This window comes from Rhizobium leguminosarum bv. trifolii WSM2297, assembly GCF_000271845.1.
On the sequence record NZ_JH719395.1, the window covers coordinates 3,798,121 to 3,815,232 of the forward strand.

Sequence of the window (17,112 nt, forward strand, 5' to 3'; positions counted from 1 at the left end):
GGGGCCTGGGCTCCAAATGGCGCGAACGAATCACGACACGCCGGCAGCGCCGGCAAGGAAAGGCTGGCGGATTGAGCGGCATTGGACTGGACGGCAGGCAGACGAGAAAAACATTTCCGGAGGCTGAAGGCTGATGGGTGCCTATGTCATTCGCCGCCTGCTTTTGATGATCCCGACCATCGTCGGCATCATGGCAATTTCCTTCATCGTCATTCAATTTGCGCCCGGCGGCCCCGTCGAGCAGGTGATCGCCCAATTGACCGGTCAGGCCGACAGTGCCGACCAGCGCCTGTCCGGCGGTGGCGATCTTCTCGGCGGCGGCGGCAGCGACGAAGGCTCTAGATATCGCGGTGCCCAGGGGCTCGATCCGGAACTGATCGCCAAGCTGGAAAAACAATTCGGCTTCGACAAGCCGCCACTGACCCGTTTTGGCGAGATGATGTGGAATTACATCCGCTTCGATTTCGGCGAGAGCTTCTTCCGCAATACCTCGGTGCTCGACCTCGTCAAGGAGAAGCTGCCGGTGTCGATCTCGCTCGGCATCTGGATCCTGATCTTCTCCTATGCCATCTCCATCCCGCTCGGCATCCGCAAGGCGGTCAAGGATGGATCGACCTTCGATGTCTGGACGTCGGGCGTCATCGTCGTCGGTTACGCTGTACCGAGCTTCCTCTTCGGCATTCTCCTGATCGTGCTTTTCGCCGGCGGCTCCTTCTATGACTGGTTTCCGCTGCGCGGTCTGGTTTCCGATAATTTCGACCAGCTGGCCTGGTGGCAGAAGCCGCTCGACTATTTCTGGCACCTCACCTTGCCGCTGATCTCGCTTTCGCTCTCCGCCTTCGCGACGACGACGCTTCTGACCAAGAACTCCTTCATCGAGGAGATCAAGAAGCAATATGTCGTCACCGCCCGCGCCAAGGGCCTGAACCAGCGGCAAGTGCTCTACGGTCATGTCTTCCGCAATGCCATGCTGATCATCATCGCCGGTTTTCCCGGCGCTTTCATTTCGGCTTTCTTCACCGGTTCGCTGCTGATCGAAAACATCTTCTCGCTGGATGGCCTCGGCCGCCTCGGCTATCTCTCGGTCATCAACCGCGATTACCCGATCGTCTTTGCCACGCTCTACATCTTCTCGCTGCTCGGCCTCGTCGTCAGCCTGGTTTCCGACCTGATCTATACCTGGATCGATCCGCGCATCGATTTCGAGCGGAGGGATGTCTGATGGACGCCGCCGCAAATCCTGCTGTCGCAACACCCGTCAAGCCGCCGCGCAAGGGCCTGCTGTCGCCAACCAATATTCGCCGCTGGCAGAATTTCCGGGCGAACGGCCGAGGTTACTGGGCGCTTTGGCTGTTTCTGGTGTTGTTCGTGCTCAGCCTGTTTGCCGAGTTCCTCGCCAACGACCGGCCGATTATCGCCTCCTACAAGGGCGAGATCCTGTTTCCGGTTATCATCGACTATCCCGAGGAAAAGTTCGGCGGCTTCCTGGCCGAGACTGACTACCGTTCCTCGGTGATATCGGAGGAGATCAATGCGAATGGCTGGATGATCTGGCCGCCGATCCGCTATTCCTACCGCTCCGTCAATTCCAACATTCCGCATTCGGCGCCGACCGCCCCCTTCTGGCTGATGACCAAGGAGGAACGCTGCGCCGGTTATCCGCAAGGCGTGAACGATCCGGATTGCACGCTTGGCAATCTCAACTGGCTCGGCACCGACGATCAGGCGCGCGACGTTCTGGCACGCGTCATCTACGGTTTCCGCATATCTGTGCTCTTCGGCCTGGTGCTGACCATCTGCTCGGCGATCATCGGCGTGACGGCAGGTGCGGTACAGGGTTATTTCGGTGGCTGGACCGATCTGCTGTTGCAGCGCTTCATCGAGATCTGGTCGTCGATGCCGGTGCTTTACATCCTGCTCATCATCGCCGCACTCCTGCCGCCCGGCTTCTTCGTGCTGCTCGGCATCATGCTGCTTTTCTCCTGGGTGGGTTTCGTCGGCATCGTGCGCGCCGAATTCCTGCGTGCCCGCAATTTCGAGTATGTCCGCGCCGCCCGCGCGCTCGGCGTCAACAACCGCACCATCATGTGGCGCCACCTGTTGCCGAATGCCATGGTTGCGACGCTCACATTCCTGCCTTTCATCCTCTCCGGCTCGATCACCACGCTGACCTCGCTCGATTTCCTCGGCTTCGGCATGCCGCCGGGTTCCCCGTCGCTTGGTGAGATGATCGCCCAGGGCAAGGCCAACCTGCAGGCGCCATGGCTGGGGCTGACGGCATTCTTCGCCATGTCGATCATGCTGTCCCTGCTGATCTTCATCGGCGAAGCCGTGCGCGATGCCTTCGATCCGAGGAAGACGTTTCAATGAGTGACATGACAGAACCGCTGCTCTCCGTCCGCGATCTCTCGGTTGCCTTTCATCAGGGCGGCGAGACGTCGCTTGCCGTCGATCATATCTCCTTCGATATCGCCAAGGGCGAAGTCGTGGCGCTTGTCGGCGAATCCGGCTCCGGCAAATCGGTTTCGGCCAACTCGATCCTGCAGCTCTTGCCCTACCCCTCGGCAAGCCATCCTTCCGGCGAGATCCTGTTCAAGGGCAAGGACCTTCTGAAGGCGTCGGAGCGGGCGCTGCGCGAGGTGCGCGGCAACGACATCACCATGATCTTCCAGGAGCCGATGACCTCGCTCAATCCGCTTCACACGATCGAGAAGCAGATCGCCGAGATCCTGGCACTGCACCAGGGTCTCAGCGGCCAGTCGGCGCGACAGCGCATCCTGGAATTGTTGAATCAGGTTGGCATCCGCGAGCCGGAGAAGCGGTTGAAGGCCTATCCGCATGAACTCTCCGGCGGCCAGCGCCAGCGCGTGATGATCGCCATGGCACTTGCCAACCGGCCGGAATTGCTGATCGCCGACGAGCCGACCACCGCGCTCGACGTCACCGTGCAGGCGCAGATCCTCGAACTGCTCCGCCAGTTGAAGGCCGTGCACGGCATGTCGATGCTGTTCATCACCCACGATCTCGGCATCGTACGCAAATTCGCTGATCGCGTCTGCGTCATGACCAAGGGCAGGATCGTCGAAACCGGAACGGTCGAGGAGGTCTTCGCCAACCCGAAACACGAATACACCCGCCACCTTCTCGCCTCCGAACCGCGCGGCGAGCCGCCGATCGCCGATCCGTCGAAACCGATGGTGATGGAAGGTTCGGACATTCGCGTCTGGTTCCCGATCAAGGCCGGGCTGATGCGCCGCGTCGTCGATCACGTCAAGGCGGTCGACGGCATCGACCTTTCGCTGCGCGCCGGGCAGACTCTCGGCGTCGTCGGCGAATCCGGCTCCGGCAAGACCACGCTCGGCCTGGCGCTTACCCGGCTGATTTCTTCGCAGGGGCGGATCGCCTTCGTCGGCAAGGATATAGCCGGCTATTCGTTCAGCGAGATGCGGCCGCTGCGCAACCAGTTGCAGGTGGTCTTTCAGGATCCCTACGGCTCGCTCAGCCCCCGCATGTCGGTCGGCGATATCGTCGCAGAAGGGCTGAAGGTGCATGAGCGCGCGTTGACATCGGAAGAGCGCGACCAGCGCGTCTGCTGGGCGCTGGAGGAAGTCGGTCTCGATCCCCTGACCCGCTGGCGTTATCCGCACGAATTCTCCGGCGGCCAGCGCCAGCGCATTGCTATTGCCCGCGCCATGGTGCTGAAGCCGCGCTTCGTCATGCTCGACGAGCCGACCTCGGCACTCGATATGAGCGTGCAGGCCCAGGTGGTCGATCTGCTGCGCGATCTGCAGAAGAAGCATGACCTCGCCTATCTCTTCATCAGCCACGACCTGAAGGTGGTGAAGGCGCTCGCCAACGACGTCATCGTCATGCGTTTCGGCAAAGTGGTGGAGCAGGGCCCGTCAGCGGAAATCTTCCGCGCGCCGAAGGACGATTACACCAGGGCGCTGATGGCCGCCGCCTTCAACATCGAGGCGGTGCCGACGCCCGCCGTGCAGCAGTAAAGAGATCATGTCCGCACATCCTCCCGTTCTCGTCGATATCAAATTCAATCCCGAAGGCGTCGCCCGCGTGCTGAAGACGGCCTTTGCCGATCGCGGCAGCATCAATCTCGCCGATCCGGGCGATCGGGCGCGGGATCTCCGCGAGGCCGAATACGCGCTTCTCTGGAAGCCGGATGCCGACCTTTTCGCGCGGGCGCCGAACCTCAAGGTGATTTTCTCGGGCGGCGCCGGCGTCGACCATATCATCGGCATGGACGGGCTGCCCGAGATCCCGATCGTCCGTTTTGTCGATCGCAGCCTGACGACCCGGATGAGCGAATGGGTGGTCATGCAATGCCTGATGCATCTGCGTGGGCAGTACGCCCATGACAGCCACCAGCGGCAGCGCCAATGGGCCAAGCTGATCGCGCCGGAGGCGGCGGAGGTCACGGTCGGCGTCATGGGTCTCGGCATTCTCGGGCTGGATGCGGTCGCCAAGCTGAAGGTGATGGGTTTCAACGTCATCGGCTGGTCGCGCACCCGCAAGCAAATCGACGGCGTCGAAACCTTCGATGCCGGCGCGTTGGACGAGTTCCTCGGAAAGACCGACATCCTCGTCGGCCTGCTGCCGCTGACGCCGGAGACGACGGGCTTCTATGATAGCGGGCTATTCAACAAACTCCGCAGCAACGGCGCGCTCGGAAAGCCGGTCTTCATCAATGCCGGCCGCGGTAAGAGCCAGGTCGAGGCCGATATCGTTTCCGCTGTCCGCAACGGTACCCTCGGCGGTGCGTCCCTCGATGTCTTCGAGGTGGAACCGCTCGGCCCCGACAATCCGTTGTGGGAATTGGAAAATGTCTTCATCACGCCGCACGACGCGGCGGTCTCCGAAGAAAACGCCCTGTTCCGTCATGTCGAGATGCAGATCGCCCGTTTCGAGCGCGGCGAGCCGCTGCAGTTCGTGGTCGATCGCGCCGCCGGCTATTAGAGCCTTTCCGGGTTAGATTGAAGCATTCTGTTGGCTCAAACGGAGTCGGATGGTCGACCGGCCGGCGCGCGTCGTAGCCCGGCTCTACGGCCAAGCCGGCCGGTCGATCAGCCGGCCCGTTTCAGCCAACCCTCCCGCAGATTTGCCTTGGCAAATCTGCAAGACTTAGAAATTGCCGGGCGCACTTATCGCTTCGCCATGCGAAGCGGTGCGGCCGGTGGGCCGGGCATCTCTAGCCAGGATCAAAGGCGATCGGCTCGGACGTACCAAAGGGTATGCCCTTCGCCAATCGCCTTTGCCCTGACGAAAATGTGCTCCGGCAGAATGCTTCAATCTAACCCGGAAAGGCTCTAAGCCTCCCGGAACCTTCCAGACGGCCACCCGTTTCCTCTGCTGAAATTCTTCGCTGGCCGGATATGCCGGTCATGACGGCGGAAGGAGACGATGATGGCGCATCAGACGGAAACACGCTGGGAAAAGTCCGACGGCCAGCTCCACAAGGAAGAGCAGATCCCGACGGTGAAGGCCAAGCAAGGGCGCACGGGTTATCGCATTCTGCTGGTGCTGGTCGCCGCGCTGGTGCTCGCCTTCGTGGTTTGGATCCCCGTCGAGATCTGGGGCAAGCGCGAGGCAAACCAGGTGGCGCCGCAGCAGCCCGGCCAGCAGTTGCAGTCGCAGCAGCCCGCCACGGCACCGGCGCCGACACTGCAAAATGGCACTGCGGTTCCGACCGAGACCGAGAACACTGCGCCGGCTGCTCCTGGCGTCACGCCCGCAGCACCGGCCCAACCCGCAGCACCGGCGCAATGAGCATCCGGCAGGTGACCTCTCACATCCCGCCGCCGTACCGCGGCGGGATGTTTATTGATTTGTCTGGACTTTCTCTGCCGATTTTTCGATAAGAAGGCGCACGAGCCGGTTTCGTGCGCCGGCCCCGCACTTGGCAGCACGCGGGAATTTGGCAGCACCTGACCGGAGTGGACAGGGGCGGGAATTTCATGGCCAGGACCGATATCGCAAGACGCGTCTACAATCACGCTTGGAAGCTCGATCCGATCGTCCGCAGCCTGATCGATACCGACTTCTATAAGCTGCTGATGCTGCAGATGATCTGGAAGCTTTATCCCGACGTCAACGCGTCCTTCACCCTCATCAACCGCACCAAGCGCGTGCGCCTCGCCGATGAGATCGACGAAGGCGAATTGCGCGAGCAGCTCGATCATGCCCGCACCCTGAAGCTCTCCAAGAAGGAGATGATCTGGCTGGCAGGTAACAGCTTCTACGGTCGCGCGCAGATCTTCGAGCCGGAATTCCTCGCCTGGCTTTCCAACTTCCAGCTCCCCGAATACGAGCTGTCGAAGAAGGACGGGCAATATGTGCTGGATTTCCATGGCTCCTGGAAGGAAACCACGATGTGGGAAATCCCGGCGCTCGCCATCGTCAACGAGCTGCGGTCGCGCTCGGCGATGAAGGCGCTCGGCCCCTTCACCCTCGATGTGCTCTATGCCCGCGCCAAGGCGAAGATGTGGTCGAAGGTCGAACGGCTGAAGGAACTGCCGGGCTTGCGTATCTCCGATTTCGGCACCCGCCGCCGTCACAGTTTCCTCTGGCAGCGCTGGTGCGTCGAGGCGCTGAAGGAAGGCATCGGCCCGGCCTTTACCGGGACCAGCAACGTCTTGCTGGCGATGGATTCCGATCTCGAGGCCGTCGGCACCAATGCCCATGAGCTGCCGATGGTGGCGGCGGCCCTTGCGCAAACCGATGAGCAGTTGCGCAACGCGCCCTACAAGATCCTGCGCGACTGGAACAAGCTTTATGGCGGCAACCTTCTGATTGTCCTGCCGGATGCCTTCGGCACCGCCGCATTCCTGCGCGATGCGCCGGAATGGGTGGCGGACTGGACAGGCTTTCGCCCCGACAGCGCCCCGCCGATCGAAGGCGGTGAAAAGATTATCGACTGGTGGAAGAAGATGGGCCGCGATCCGCGCCAGAAGCTCTTGATCTTCTCCGACGGTCTCGATGTCGACGCCATCATCGATACCTACCGGCATTTCGAAGGTCGCGTGCGCATGAGCTTCGGCTGGGGCACCAATCTGACCAATGATTTTTCCGGTTGCGCGCCGACCGAAATATCAGGCCTCAACCCCATCTCCGTCGTCTGCAAGGTCAGCGACGCCAATGGCCGGCCGGCAGTCAAACTGTCTGACAATCCGCAGAAGGCGACCGGCGAACCGGCAGAGGTCGAGCGCTACCTGAAATTCTTCGGTGCCGAGGACAGGATCGATCAGACCGTCCTGGTGTAGGTTTGGGACAGGGGCTGCCATTGCGTGGTGGACTGTTATGCCCGGCCATCGCATCCTCGATCGACCAACCGAAGCGCCAGGCGTCGAACATCGAATACCATTCCTGGAAATCGGTGATCGGCAGGATATCCGGCTTCGACATCGGATTGTCGGCCAGGCTGCGGCCACGTGCGCGGTCCCGTACGCCACGCTCCTGCATCTCAAGCAGCGTCTCGAACATCATCACCCCCTCGGTTCTATCCGATCGATTCATGCAATCATTCTAATAAAGCATTGTCGAGTCCGGATTCGAGAATTGGGGTTTTTCACAGGATTAGCCCCAAATCGCTAGTTCGGGGGCTAGAGCAATTCCAGGAAAAGTGCGAAGCGGTTTTCCGCCCGGAATTGCGTAAAAACAAAAAGTTAGAGTGGTTCAGCGCTTCCGTGAAAACCTGAACCGCTCTAGTGCAGACCGGAACGGTCCGGGATCATGCGATCATGATCAACGACAATGTCGGGAGGCCCGGCTTCCTGGCTGGGGTCCGCCACCGGGCCTCCCGGCTAGCCGACCTTGAACAAGCCGGCAGCGCCGACACGTTGCCGCCTTTCGGCCGGCGCGATCCAACCAAGATGATGGGGAAGGTTAAAGGACAGTTAATATCCACCGGGACCTGTGCCGATCCCGCGCACGCCTGCCCGTGGGCCGGCGGCATTCCTCGGCTGGTCAGGCAGCTCTCCGAAACCGGGTTCTGATCCGGTCGAGGTAATAATGGCCGGGAGACGGCGCCGCCGTCATCGCATGGGCTTCCGAGGACGGCACGCCTTCGAATAGACGTTCCTCGCCATTCTTGAAAAAAATCCTGAGCCGTCCGTCTTCCTGGCTGAAATAGACGGATTTGATGATCTTCGACTTCACCGAAAGTTCTTCCACCTGTTTAATCTCCGTTTTTTAGTTTGGCAGAAGATAAACTCAAACGTGCAAAGACGCGGTGAAGCGGAATGGTAAAAATTCTGGAATCCTCGGAATGCTGTCGGCTCCCTTGGTTCCACAATGTTCATGACACTCCCCGCATTTGACAGCGTCATATTTTAATGACGATATCTTCGACTCAGCGCGAGCGGCAGGTGGCAGGGGTGACAATGCTAGGTGAAACGATTTCTTTTGTAAGACATAATCTAGCTCTTGTTTGTTTATTTGTTGGATTAAGTTGTGCGATAATAGTATTTTCTGAGTATAGCGAGAGCCGTAGCGGCGGTTCCACTCAGTTTTTTATTGCGCTATATATAGGCTATTGCGTCCAAAGTACCATATTGAACGGAACCGGGCGAGTGCAGATCGGCCGGGGCATGGTTGGGTTTGGCAGCTACATCTGGAAAAATTTGCTTATCCTGCTTCTTGTTTTGGGTGTCGCAATCGGCGTCCCTCTTGCATCCGGCGCCGCTTCCTTTTCAATGGGCGCATTTTTACTGTTATGCGGCGGGCTGTTCGCAATTATCTATCCGTTGCTCCTCGCCCTTGTCGGAACCTGGCCGACTGCCGGAATAGCAGGTTCGAAGAGCGGACTTGCAGATGCCTTTGCCAAGGGCAAACATAGCTTCCTTCCAACCTTTCTGCGCCTGTTTGCGGGGATTATTCTTCCCTCTATGGTGTCGTTTCTGTTGCTAGCCGTAGCGGCGTCGATGTCATACGAAGCGGATGCTGTCTTTCAAGGTGGAAAAATAAGCCCGGTGGCTTTGGTGCTCCTGATTGTTTCTCAAAGCCTGGGCACATTTGGATTATGCTATGCCTCGGTGGTTTTGGCTCGCAAATTCCAGTTTTCCGAGTTCGCACGGAACTCCCCTCAAGGAGATGCCGTCTCAGAAATATTCCGCTAGACATCCAGAGCCGTGATGACCCGGATGCTTTTCGGCCGGCAATCTGACGGCTCTCAGCCTCGATCGCGGCTCATTCTTTGCGAGCGAATGGCTCCGGAACCCATCCGATTTGAGGCTGTTTTGTCATGGTTCGAGAGAATCGCAGATACCTGGAACGCCAGATGTTCTCCGGCTTGCAGCGCCTTGGGCGCGCAATCGATTTTCTTGAAAGCTCGCGGCGCCGCTAAAGACGCAAGGGTTCCACGTGCCCGACCTGAGAGAGAAGGGGTATGGCGGACAGGGTGGGATTCGAACCCACGGTACGCTTTCACGTACACACGCGTTCCAGGCGTGCGCCTTAAACCACTCGGCCACCTGTCCTTCTTGGGCGTTCGCGCCTGGATAGGAGCAAATCGTCGGAACGGCGCGATATATACCGATGAATTTTTGTCGATCAACCGAAATCTAACAGTTTTTTGACTTCTTCAGATAAAACTCGCCTCCGCCCGTCCATTGTGCTTCACCCCATCGACGCCTATGTAATTCTCAAGGTGAGGAATGGCGCGGCCGGCCGGGATTGTCCGGCATATCGAGCGTCGGAGGAATTGATGCGTTTCCTGTTGCGTCTGGCCAGCCTTGTCGCGCTAGCGGCGGCCGTTATTGCCGGGACCATCGATTCGATCCAATCGGTTGCTGCGTCCGCAGTGGTGGTGACGCCGATCTCCGATGCCTGGCAGGATGTGAGTCCGACAACCCTCACGTCGCTGCAATCCTCCCTTTCCTATTATATCCACCCACGTTTCTACGCCTTCATCTTCCAGTGGCTGATGCTGCAGCCGGCCTTTGCCGTTTTCCTGGTAATCGCGCTGCTTCTCTGGATGGTCGGCTATAAGAAGTCGCCGGTGGCCGGTCGCTTCACTGCATAGGCAAGCCGGTTTGGCGCCGCGACCCGGCCGGAATCCGATCGGCCGCCAGTGTTTTCGTCATCCCGACATGCTGTCGGATTGGCTGGAAATTTTGCATTCCGGCGGCGGAAATGTCTAAAAATCAATCCCGCAGAGATGATTTTCGGCAATTGCTGCAAATCTTTACCAGCCGAAAAATTTCTGGTGAATTTTTCCGTGAGCCATGCAAGGATGCGCGCAGCCAGGCCTCCGGGGGGAGGTCGGTGGTTCCGCAGACATGTCCGAAAAGGGCTTGCGGGAGGACCCCTAACGAATAGCAACAACAGGGCTGCACAATGAAAAAATCCCTTCTCACTCTCCTTGCCGTGGCTGCCATGTCGACGACGGCGCTTGCCGCCGATGTCAAGCCGGCGCTGGTTTACGGCACCGGCGGGAAGTTCGATAAGTCTTTCAACGAAGCGGCCTATAACGGCGCCGAGAAGTTCAAGGCCGAGACCGGCATTGCCTATCGCGACTTCGAGCCGACCGGCGACACCCAGGGCGAACAGGCCATCCGCAACTTCGCAAGCCGCGGTTTCAATCCGGTGGTTGCCGTTTCTTTCGCCTGGACGTCGGCGATCGAGAAGGTCGCAGCTGAATTCCCCGATACCAAGTTTATCATCGTCGACTCCGTCGTCGATAAGCCGAACGTCCGCTCGGTGGTCTACAAGGAAGAAGAAGGCTCCTACCTCGTCGGCGTTCTCGCCGGCATGGCGTCGAAGACCGGCAAGGTCGGCTTCGTCGGCGGCATGGACATCCCGCTGATCCGCAAGTTCGAATGCGGCTACGAGCAGGGCGCGCGCGCCGCCAAGGCCGATGTCGAAGTTTTCCAGAACATGACCGGCACCACGGGTGCGGCTTGGAATGACCCGGTTCGCGGTGGCGAGCTCACCAAGAACCAGATCGACCAGGGCGCCGATGTCATTTACGCGGCAGCCGGCGCTACCGGCCTCGGCGTTCTGCAGACCGCCGCCGACAACAAGAAGCTGTCGATCGGCGTCGACAGCAACCAGAACCATCTGCATCCGGGCTCGGTCCTGACCTCGATGGTCAAGCGCGTCGATCTCGCCGTTTACAACGCCTATAGCGACACCAAGAACGACAAGTTCACCGGTGGCGTCCAGGCGCTCGGCGTCAAGGAAGACGGCGTTGGCGCCGCGATCGACGACAACAATAAGTCGCTGATCACACCGGAAATGCAGGCCGCCGTCGACAAGGCCAAGGCCGATATCATTGCGGGGACCATCAAGGTTCACGACTATACCTCGGACAATGCTTGCCCGAAGTGATCCGCGCCCTGATGTAATCGACGATTGAGATCGGGCGTATGGCGGAGGGTATTTTCGCCATACGCCCTTTTCTTATTTGGAGCCTGCAGTGACAGATAAGCCCGCTATCGAGCTTGTCGGCATCGATAAGAAATTCGGTGCCGTCCATGCCAACAAGGACATCAACCTCACCGTTGCCAAGGGAACGATCCACGGCATCATCGGTGAAAACGGCGCCGGCAAATCGACGCTGATGTCGATCATCTATGGTTTTTACCATGCCGACAGCGGCGAGATTCGCGTCAACGGCAATCCGGTCACCATCCGTGACAGCCAGGCGGCGATCGCCACCGGCATCGGCATGGTGCATCAGCATTTCATGCTGGTCGATAATTTCACGGTGCTCGAGAATATCATGCTCGGCGCCGAAGGCGGCATGCTGCTGGCGAGAGGCGTTGCATCGGCCCGCGCCGAACTCAAGCGGCTGGAAACGGAATACGGCCTCGAGGTCGATCCGGACGCGCTCATCGAAGAACTCCCGGTCGGTCTGCAGCAGCGCGTCGAAATCCTGAAAGCCATGTATCGCGGCGCCGAGATCCTGATCCTCGACGAGCCGACGGGCGTGTTGACGCCGGCCGAAGCCGATCACCTCTTCCGCATCCTCAAGGTGCTGCGCGACCAGGGCAAGACGATCATCCTCATCACCCACAAGCTGCGCGAGATTATGGCGATCACCGACACGGTCTCCGTCATGCGCCGCGGCGAGATGGTCGCCACCCGCAAGACGGCCGAAACGACGGTGGAGGAGCTTGCCGAGCTGATGGTCGGCCGCCGCGTGCTGCTGCGCGTGCAGAAGGGCGAGGCGAATCCAGGCGCCCCCGTTCTCTCCGTCCGCAATCTCTCGGTCAAGGACAATCGCGGCGTCACCATGGTCGACAATGTTTCCTTCGACGTGCGTGCCGGCGAGATCGTCGGCATTGCCGGCGTCGCCGGCAATGGCCAGTCCGAATTGCTGGAGGCGATCGCCGGCATCCGCAAGCCCGCCTCCGGCGAAATCCTTCTCGACGGCCAGACGATCGACAAGGCCGATCCCGCCCGGCTGCGCGAACTCGGCCTCGCCCATATTCCCGAAGACCGCCATCACATGGGTCTGGTTTTGAAGTTCGAGGAATACGAAAATTCCGTACTCGGTTATCACCGCCGTCCGGGCTACAGCCGCGGCCCGCTGCTTGATCTCGAAGCGATCCGCAGGGATGCGATGGAGAAGATCGAAAAATACGACATCCGCCCGCCGAACCCGCGGCTGAAGACGGCGAATTTCTCCGGCGGCAACCAGCAGAAGATCGTCGTCGCCCGCGAGATCGAACGTGACCCGAAGATGCTGATCATCGGCCAGCCGACGCGCGGCGTCGATATCGGCGCCATCGAATTCATCCATCGCCGGATCATCGAAATGCGCGATGCGGGCAAGGCGATCCTGCTTGTCTCCGTCGAACTCGATGAAATCCGCTCCCTTTCAGACCGTATCCTTGTCATGTTTGCCGGCCATGTCGTCGGCGAGAAGACGCCCGATGCCGGTGAACAGACCCTCGGCCTGATGATGGCCGGCATTGCCGCGTGAGGCCTTTATGAGCACTGCTTCCGTTCCGCTGCCAAACTGGATCAACTACGGTCTGATCCCGCTCTTGAACCTCATCGTCGCCTTCCTAATCTCAGGCCTGGTCGTCTGGCTGATCGGTGAGAGCCCGCTCGCTGCGCTGTCACTGCTGATCGAAGGCGCGTTCGGCAGCGGTGAGGGCATCGGCTTCACGCTGTACTACGCGACGAGTTTCATCTTCACCGGCCTCTCGGTGGCTGTTGCCATCCACGCCGGTCTGTTCAACATCGGCTCGGAAGGCCAGGCCTATGTCGGTGGGCTGGGCTGCGCGTTGGTGGCACTGGCGCTCGATCGTTACGTGCCGTGGTATGTGACGATGCCGATCGCTGTTGTCGGAGCCGGCCTCTTTGGTGCGGCCTGGGCCTTTATCCCCGCTTTCCTGCAGGCCAAGCGCGGCAGCCATATCGTCATCACCACGATCATGTTCAACTATATCGCCGCCGCCCTCATGGTGTATCTTCTGGTGCACGTGTTGATCGTGCCGGGCAAGATGGCGCCGGAAACCCGCACCTTTCTAGAAGGCGGGCAATTGCCGAAGCTTGGCTGGATCATGCAGATGTTCGGCGCCAAGCTGGGTGCTGCCCCGTTCAATGTTTCCTTCATCATCGCCCTTGTTGCCGCCTGGTTTGTCTGGATACTCATCTGGCGTACCAAGCTTGGCTTCGAGATGCGCACACTGGGCGTGAGTTCGACGGCGGCAGCCTATGCCGGCATTCCCTACGCGCGTATCGTTATCATCGCCATGCTCATTTCCGGCGCGCTCGCCGGCATGATGGCGCTCAATCCCGTCATGGGCTCTTCCGCCCGGCTGCAGGTGGAGTTCGTCGGCGGCGCCGGCTTCGTCGGTATCGCCGTTTCGCTGATGGGCCGCAACCATCCGCTCGGCATCATCTTTTCCGCCATCCTTTTCGGCATTCTTTATCAGGGCGGCGACTGGATCTCCTTTGAGATGCCGAACATCACCCGCGAGATGATCCTGGTCATCCAAGGTCTGGTGATCCTGTTTGCCGGCGCTCTGGAATATATGTTCCGGCCGGCGATGGTGCATCTCTACCAACAGTTCAAGCGAGCCTGAGGAGCGGACGATGGATTATTATGACATCTTCATCAGCGTTCTGAGCTCGACGATTCGCCTGTCGATCCCGCTGATCTTCACCGCCCTTGCCGGTCTGTTTTCGGAACGTGCCGGCATCTTCGATATCGGTCTCGAGGGCAAGATGCTGGGCTCGGCCTTTGCCGCCGCCTGCGTTGCCTATCTGACCGATTCCGCCTGGCTCGGGCTCGGCGCCGGCATCGCCTGTTCGGTGGCGCTCAGCCTGGTGCACGGCTTTGCCTCGATCACCAACCGCGGCAACCAGATTGTCTCGGGTGTGGCGATCAATTTCTTCATCGCCGGCATCACCATCGTGCTTGGCCAGGCCTGGTTCGGCCAGGGTGGGCGCACGCCGCAGTTGCCGCCGGATGCGCGCTTCGCGCCGATTATCCTGCCCGGCGCCGATGCCATCCGCGACGTACCGATCGTCGGCCCGCTCTATGCCAACGTCATATCCGGCAACAATATCCTCACCTATCTCGCCTTCCTCGCCGTACCCTTTTCCTGGTGGGTGCTGTACCGCACACGCTTCGGCCTCCGGCTGCGCGCCGTCGGCGAAAATCCGGGTGCGGTAGATACCGCAGGGATCTCGGTCGCTTGGCTGCGCTATCGCGCCGTCATGTGCGCCGGCATCCTCTGCGGCTTTGCCGGCACCTATCTGGCGATCGCCCAGTCGGCCGCCTTCATCAAGGACATGTCGGCCGGCAAGGGCTATATCGCGCTCGCCGCCCTCGTCTTTGCCAAGTGGAAGCCGGTGCCTGTGATGTTTGCCTGCCTGCTCTTCGGCTTCCTCGATGCGCTGGCGAACTTCATGCAGGGCAAGCAGGTGCCGCTGATCGGCGAAGTGCCGGTTCAGGTCTTCCAGGCGCTGCCCTATATCCTCACCTGCATCCTGCTTGCAGGCTTCATCGGCGTCGCGACCCCGCCGAAGGCCGGCGGCGTGCCCTATACGAAGGAACGTTGATCATGTCCCACGATCTGTTCGAAGCCGCCCGCGGCGCCATGGCCTTTGCCCATGCGCCCTATTCGAAATTCCCGGTCGGTGCCGCGATCCGCGCCGAGGACGGCAAGGTCTATATCGGCGCCAACATCGAAAACCTCTCCTTTCCGCAAGGGTGGTGCGCCGAACCGACGGCGATCGGCGCCATGATCATGGGCGGCGCCAAAAAGATCATCGAAATGGCCGTTATCGCCGAGAAGCTGCCGCTCTGCCCGCCCTGCGGCGGCTGCCGCCAGAAGATCTCCGAATTCGCCTCGAAGGACACAAAGATCTATCTCTGTGATGAGGCGGGCGTGAAGAAGGTGATGACGATGGAAGAGCTGCTTCCCTTCAGCTTCGAGACGGAACTCGGATGAAGGCGACGGTCAACCTGCTTGCCGCATTGTTCGGCGGTATCAAGCCGCGGCATGGCATCGTGCTCGGCTCCGGTCTCGGCTCCCTCGTCGCTCAGCTGGACGGCGCCGTCCGCGTTCCCTATCGCGATCTGCCGGGCTTTCCCGTCAGCGCCGTCTCCGGCCATGCGGGCGAGGTCGTGGCCGGCCGTCTCGGTGGCCAACCCGTGGTCATGCTCTCCGGCCGCGTGCATTATTACGAGAAGGGCGACGCCAACGCCATGCGGCTGCCGATCGAGGTGCTGAAGGCGTTGGGTGTCGAGGCGCTGATCCTGACCAATTCGGCCGGATCGCTACGCGACGACATGCCGCCCGGTTCGGTGATGCAAATCACCGATCATATCAACTATTCCGGCATGAACCCGCTGATCGGCGAGGAAAGCGATCACCGTTTCGTCGGCATGACCAATGCTTACGATGCCGGCCTCGCGACCGCGATGCAGAAGGCAGCGGCAAAGCTCAAAATCGAGCTGGCGCAGGGTGTGTACATGTGGTTCTCCGGCCCAAGCTTCGAAACACCGGCTGAAATCCGCATGGCGCGTATTTTGGGCGCCGATGCTGTCGGCATGTCGACGGTGCCCGAGGTCATCATCTCAAGAATGCTGGGCCTGAGGGTTGCCGCCGCCTCGGTTATCACCAACTATGGCGCAGGCATGACCGGCAATGAGCTCAGTCATGAAGAAACCAAGGACATGGCGCCCGTTGGCGGCGCCCGTCTCGCCGCCATACTGAAAGAGATGCTTGCGACTGGAACGGGATGATTTTAGGCCGGGTCGGCCAAAAATTTGAATCCTGTTCTAAATTAGATAGTTAGAGCATGATGTCATGAGAAAACGCTCACACTTTTCGGCATCATGCTCTAGAGGAAGTGAAGATGAATAGCCATTCCATCCGGGAAACGGCGGCGGTCGCCCTTTCCCTTCTCGATCTCACCAATTTGAAGGATGATTGCACCGAGGCGCAGATCGACGTGCTTTGCGCCCGCGCGCAGACGCCCTATGGCAACAGTGCGGCGATCTGCATCTGGCCGCGCTTCGTCGGTTATGCCCGCAACATCCTCGGCACCGGCCATGCCGTGCGGATCGCCACCGTCGTCAACTTCCCTTCGGGTGACATGGAAGTGGCCGATGTCGCCGCCGAAACCCGTGAGGCGATTGCCGACGGCGCCGATGAGATCGATCTAGTCATTCCCTACCGCAAGTTCATAGCCGGCAATGAAAAGGCCGTGACCGATATGGTCAAGGCAGTGCGCGCCGAATGCGCCGGTCCCATCCTGCTGAAAGTCATCATCGAGACCGGCGAATTGAAGGATGCGGCATTGATCCGCCGCGCCTCCGAGCTTGCCATCGACGCCGGCGCCGATTTCATCAAGACCTCCACCGGCAAGGTCGCCGTCAACGCAACGCTCGAAGCCACCGACATCATGATCCGGGCCATTCGCGAAAGTGGACGCAAGGTCGGCTTCAAGCCGGCAGGCGGTATCGGCTCGGTGGCTGATGCAGCCCTATATCTGAGCTTGGCCGAAACCATTATGGCGCCGGACTGGGCGATGCCGTCGACCTTCCGCTTCGGCGCCTCCGGCCTGCTGGACGATATCCTGGCGGTCCTGAGCGGAACACAGTCTGCATCTGCCGTGGCGTCGAGCTATTGA

General features: G+C 60.2%; 17 protein-coding genes, 1 tRNA gene and 1 pseudogene. 16 read left to right on the forward strand and 3 right to left on the reverse strand.

Features of this window, described 5'->3' with window-relative positions; all coding sequences use genetic code 11:
• The first annotated feature begins 133 nt into the window (after window positions 1-133).
• The 6 genes from RLEG4DRAFT_RS33495 (at window position 134) to pncB (ending at window position 7,274) form a co-directional block, all read left to right on the forward strand.
• Window positions 134-1,222, forward strand: coding sequence for a microcin C ABC transporter permease YejB (locus RLEG4DRAFT_RS33495; RefSeq protein ID WP_003583489.1), 1,089 nt, complete (start codon window positions 134-136; stop codon window positions 1,220-1,222).
• Window positions 1,222-2,370: an ABC transporter permease gene (locus tag RLEG4DRAFT_RS33500; RefSeq protein ID WP_003583491.1), complete on the forward strand. Its 1,149-nt coding sequence runs from the start codon at window positions 1,222-1,224 to the stop codon at window positions 2,368-2,370. Before RLEG4DRAFT_RS33495 ends, RLEG4DRAFT_RS33500 begins: the two co-directional genes overlap by 1 nt.
• A complete protein-coding gene (locus RLEG4DRAFT_RS33505) occupies window positions 2,367-4,004 on the forward strand; it encodes an ABC transporter ATP-binding protein (protein ID WP_003583493.1) in 1,638 nt (545 codons plus the stop codon). Before RLEG4DRAFT_RS33500 ends, RLEG4DRAFT_RS33505 begins: the two co-directional genes overlap by 4 nt.
• Before the next feature lie 7 nt (window positions 4,005-4,011).
• On the forward strand, window positions 4,012-4,971 hold the full coding sequence (locus RLEG4DRAFT_RS33510) for a 2-hydroxyacid dehydrogenase (RefSeq protein ID WP_003583496.1): 960 nt from the start codon (window positions 4,012-4,014) through the stop codon (window positions 4,969-4,971).
• A 444-nt stretch (window positions 4,972-5,415) separates the two neighbouring features.
• Entirely contained in the window at window positions 5,416-5,781 is a 366-nt protein-coding gene (locus tag RLEG4DRAFT_RS33515; RefSeq protein ID WP_171898259.1) for a hypothetical protein, read from the forward strand.
• Between the two features lie 188 nt (window positions 5,782-5,969).
• Window positions 5,970-7,274 carry a nicotinate phosphoribosyltransferase gene (gene pncB / locus RLEG4DRAFT_RS33520; protein WP_003583500.1) on the forward strand — a complete coding sequence of 435 codons (1,305 nt, stop codon included), beginning with the start codon at window positions 5,970-5,972 and terminating at the stop codon, window positions 7,272-7,274.
• Here pncB and RLEG4DRAFT_RS39535 read toward each other — a convergent pair.
• Window positions 7,256-7,494: pseudogene (locus RLEG4DRAFT_RS39535) on the reverse strand (CrpP-related protein). The gene pncB and the pseudogene RLEG4DRAFT_RS39535 sit on opposite strands and share 19 nt — an antisense overlap.
• A 257-nt stretch (window positions 7,495-7,751) precedes the next feature.
• Here RLEG4DRAFT_RS39535 and RLEG4DRAFT_RS33525 point away from each other — a divergent pair.
• Window positions 7,752-8,006 carry a hypothetical protein gene (locus tag RLEG4DRAFT_RS33525; protein ID WP_003583501.1) on the forward strand — a complete coding sequence of 85 codons (255 nt, stop codon included), beginning with the start codon at window positions 7,752-7,754 and terminating at the stop codon, window positions 8,004-8,006.
• Here the strand turns inward: RLEG4DRAFT_RS33525 and RLEG4DRAFT_RS33530 are convergent.
• On the reverse strand, window positions 7,978-8,184 hold the full coding sequence (locus tag RLEG4DRAFT_RS33530; RefSeq protein WP_003583503.1) for a KTSC domain-containing protein: 207 nt from the start codon (window positions 8,182-8,184) through the stop codon (window positions 7,978-7,980). The genes RLEG4DRAFT_RS33525 and RLEG4DRAFT_RS33530 overlap by 29 nt on opposite strands.
• Window positions 8,185-8,393: 209 nt before the next feature.
• Between RLEG4DRAFT_RS33530 and RLEG4DRAFT_RS33535 the strand changes: the two genes are divergently transcribed.
• A complete protein-coding gene (locus RLEG4DRAFT_RS33535; protein WP_003583504.1) occupies window positions 8,394-9,128 on the forward strand; it encodes a hypothetical protein in 735 nt (244 codons plus the stop codon).
• A 270-nt stretch (window positions 9,129-9,398) separates the two neighbouring features.
• Here the strand turns inward: RLEG4DRAFT_RS33535 and RLEG4DRAFT_RS33540 are convergent.
• A tRNA-Ser gene (locus RLEG4DRAFT_RS33540) sits at window positions 9,399-9,488 on the reverse strand.
• Window positions 9,489-9,715: 227 nt separating this feature from the next.
• Here RLEG4DRAFT_RS33540 and RLEG4DRAFT_RS33545 point away from each other — a divergent pair.
• The 8 genes from RLEG4DRAFT_RS33545 to deoC all read left to right on the forward strand — a co-directional run bounded on the left by RLEG4DRAFT_RS33545 (window position 9,716) and on the right by deoC (window position 17,112).
• Window positions 9,716-10,033, forward strand: coding sequence for a hypothetical protein (locus RLEG4DRAFT_RS33545; protein WP_003583505.1), 318 nt, complete (start codon window positions 9,716-9,718; stop codon window positions 10,031-10,033).
• 314 nt (window positions 10,034-10,347) lie between these two features.
• On the forward strand, window positions 10,348-11,340 hold the full coding sequence (locus RLEG4DRAFT_RS33550) for a BMP family lipoprotein (RefSeq protein ID WP_003583506.1): 993 nt from the start codon (window positions 10,348-10,350) through the stop codon (window positions 11,338-11,340).
• A gap of 88 nt (window positions 11,341-11,428) precedes the next feature.
• Window positions 11,429-12,940: an ABC transporter ATP-binding protein gene (locus RLEG4DRAFT_RS33555; protein WP_003583507.1), complete on the forward strand. Its 1,512-nt coding sequence runs from the start codon at window positions 11,429-11,431 to the stop codon at window positions 12,938-12,940.
• A 7-nt stretch (window positions 12,941-12,947) separates the two neighbouring features.
• On the forward strand, window positions 12,948-14,051 hold the full coding sequence (locus RLEG4DRAFT_RS33560; protein ID WP_003583508.1) for an ABC transporter permease: 1,104 nt from the start codon (window positions 12,948-12,950) through the stop codon (window positions 14,049-14,051).
• A gap of 10 nt (window positions 14,052-14,061) precedes the next feature.
• Window positions 14,062-15,033 (forward strand): ABC transporter permease, encoded by a 972-nt coding sequence (locus tag RLEG4DRAFT_RS33565; protein ID WP_003583509.1) that lies wholly within the window; start codon window positions 14,062-14,064, stop codon window positions 15,031-15,033.
• A gap of 2 nt (window positions 15,034-15,035) precedes the next feature.
• A complete protein-coding gene (locus RLEG4DRAFT_RS33570) occupies window positions 15,036-15,425 on the forward strand; it encodes a cytidine deaminase (RefSeq protein WP_003583510.1) in 390 nt (129 codons plus the stop codon).
• A complete protein-coding gene (locus RLEG4DRAFT_RS33575) occupies window positions 15,422-16,222 on the forward strand; it encodes a purine-nucleoside phosphorylase (RefSeq protein ID WP_003583512.1) in 801 nt (266 codons plus the stop codon). Before RLEG4DRAFT_RS33570 ends, RLEG4DRAFT_RS33575 begins: the two co-directional genes overlap by 4 nt.
• Window positions 16,223-16,335: 113 nt before the next feature.
• Window positions 16,336-17,112 carry a deoxyribose-phosphate aldolase gene (gene deoC, locus RLEG4DRAFT_RS33580; RefSeq protein ID WP_003583514.1) on the forward strand — a complete coding sequence of 259 codons (777 nt, stop codon included), beginning with the start codon at window positions 16,336-16,338 and terminating at the stop codon, window positions 17,110-17,112.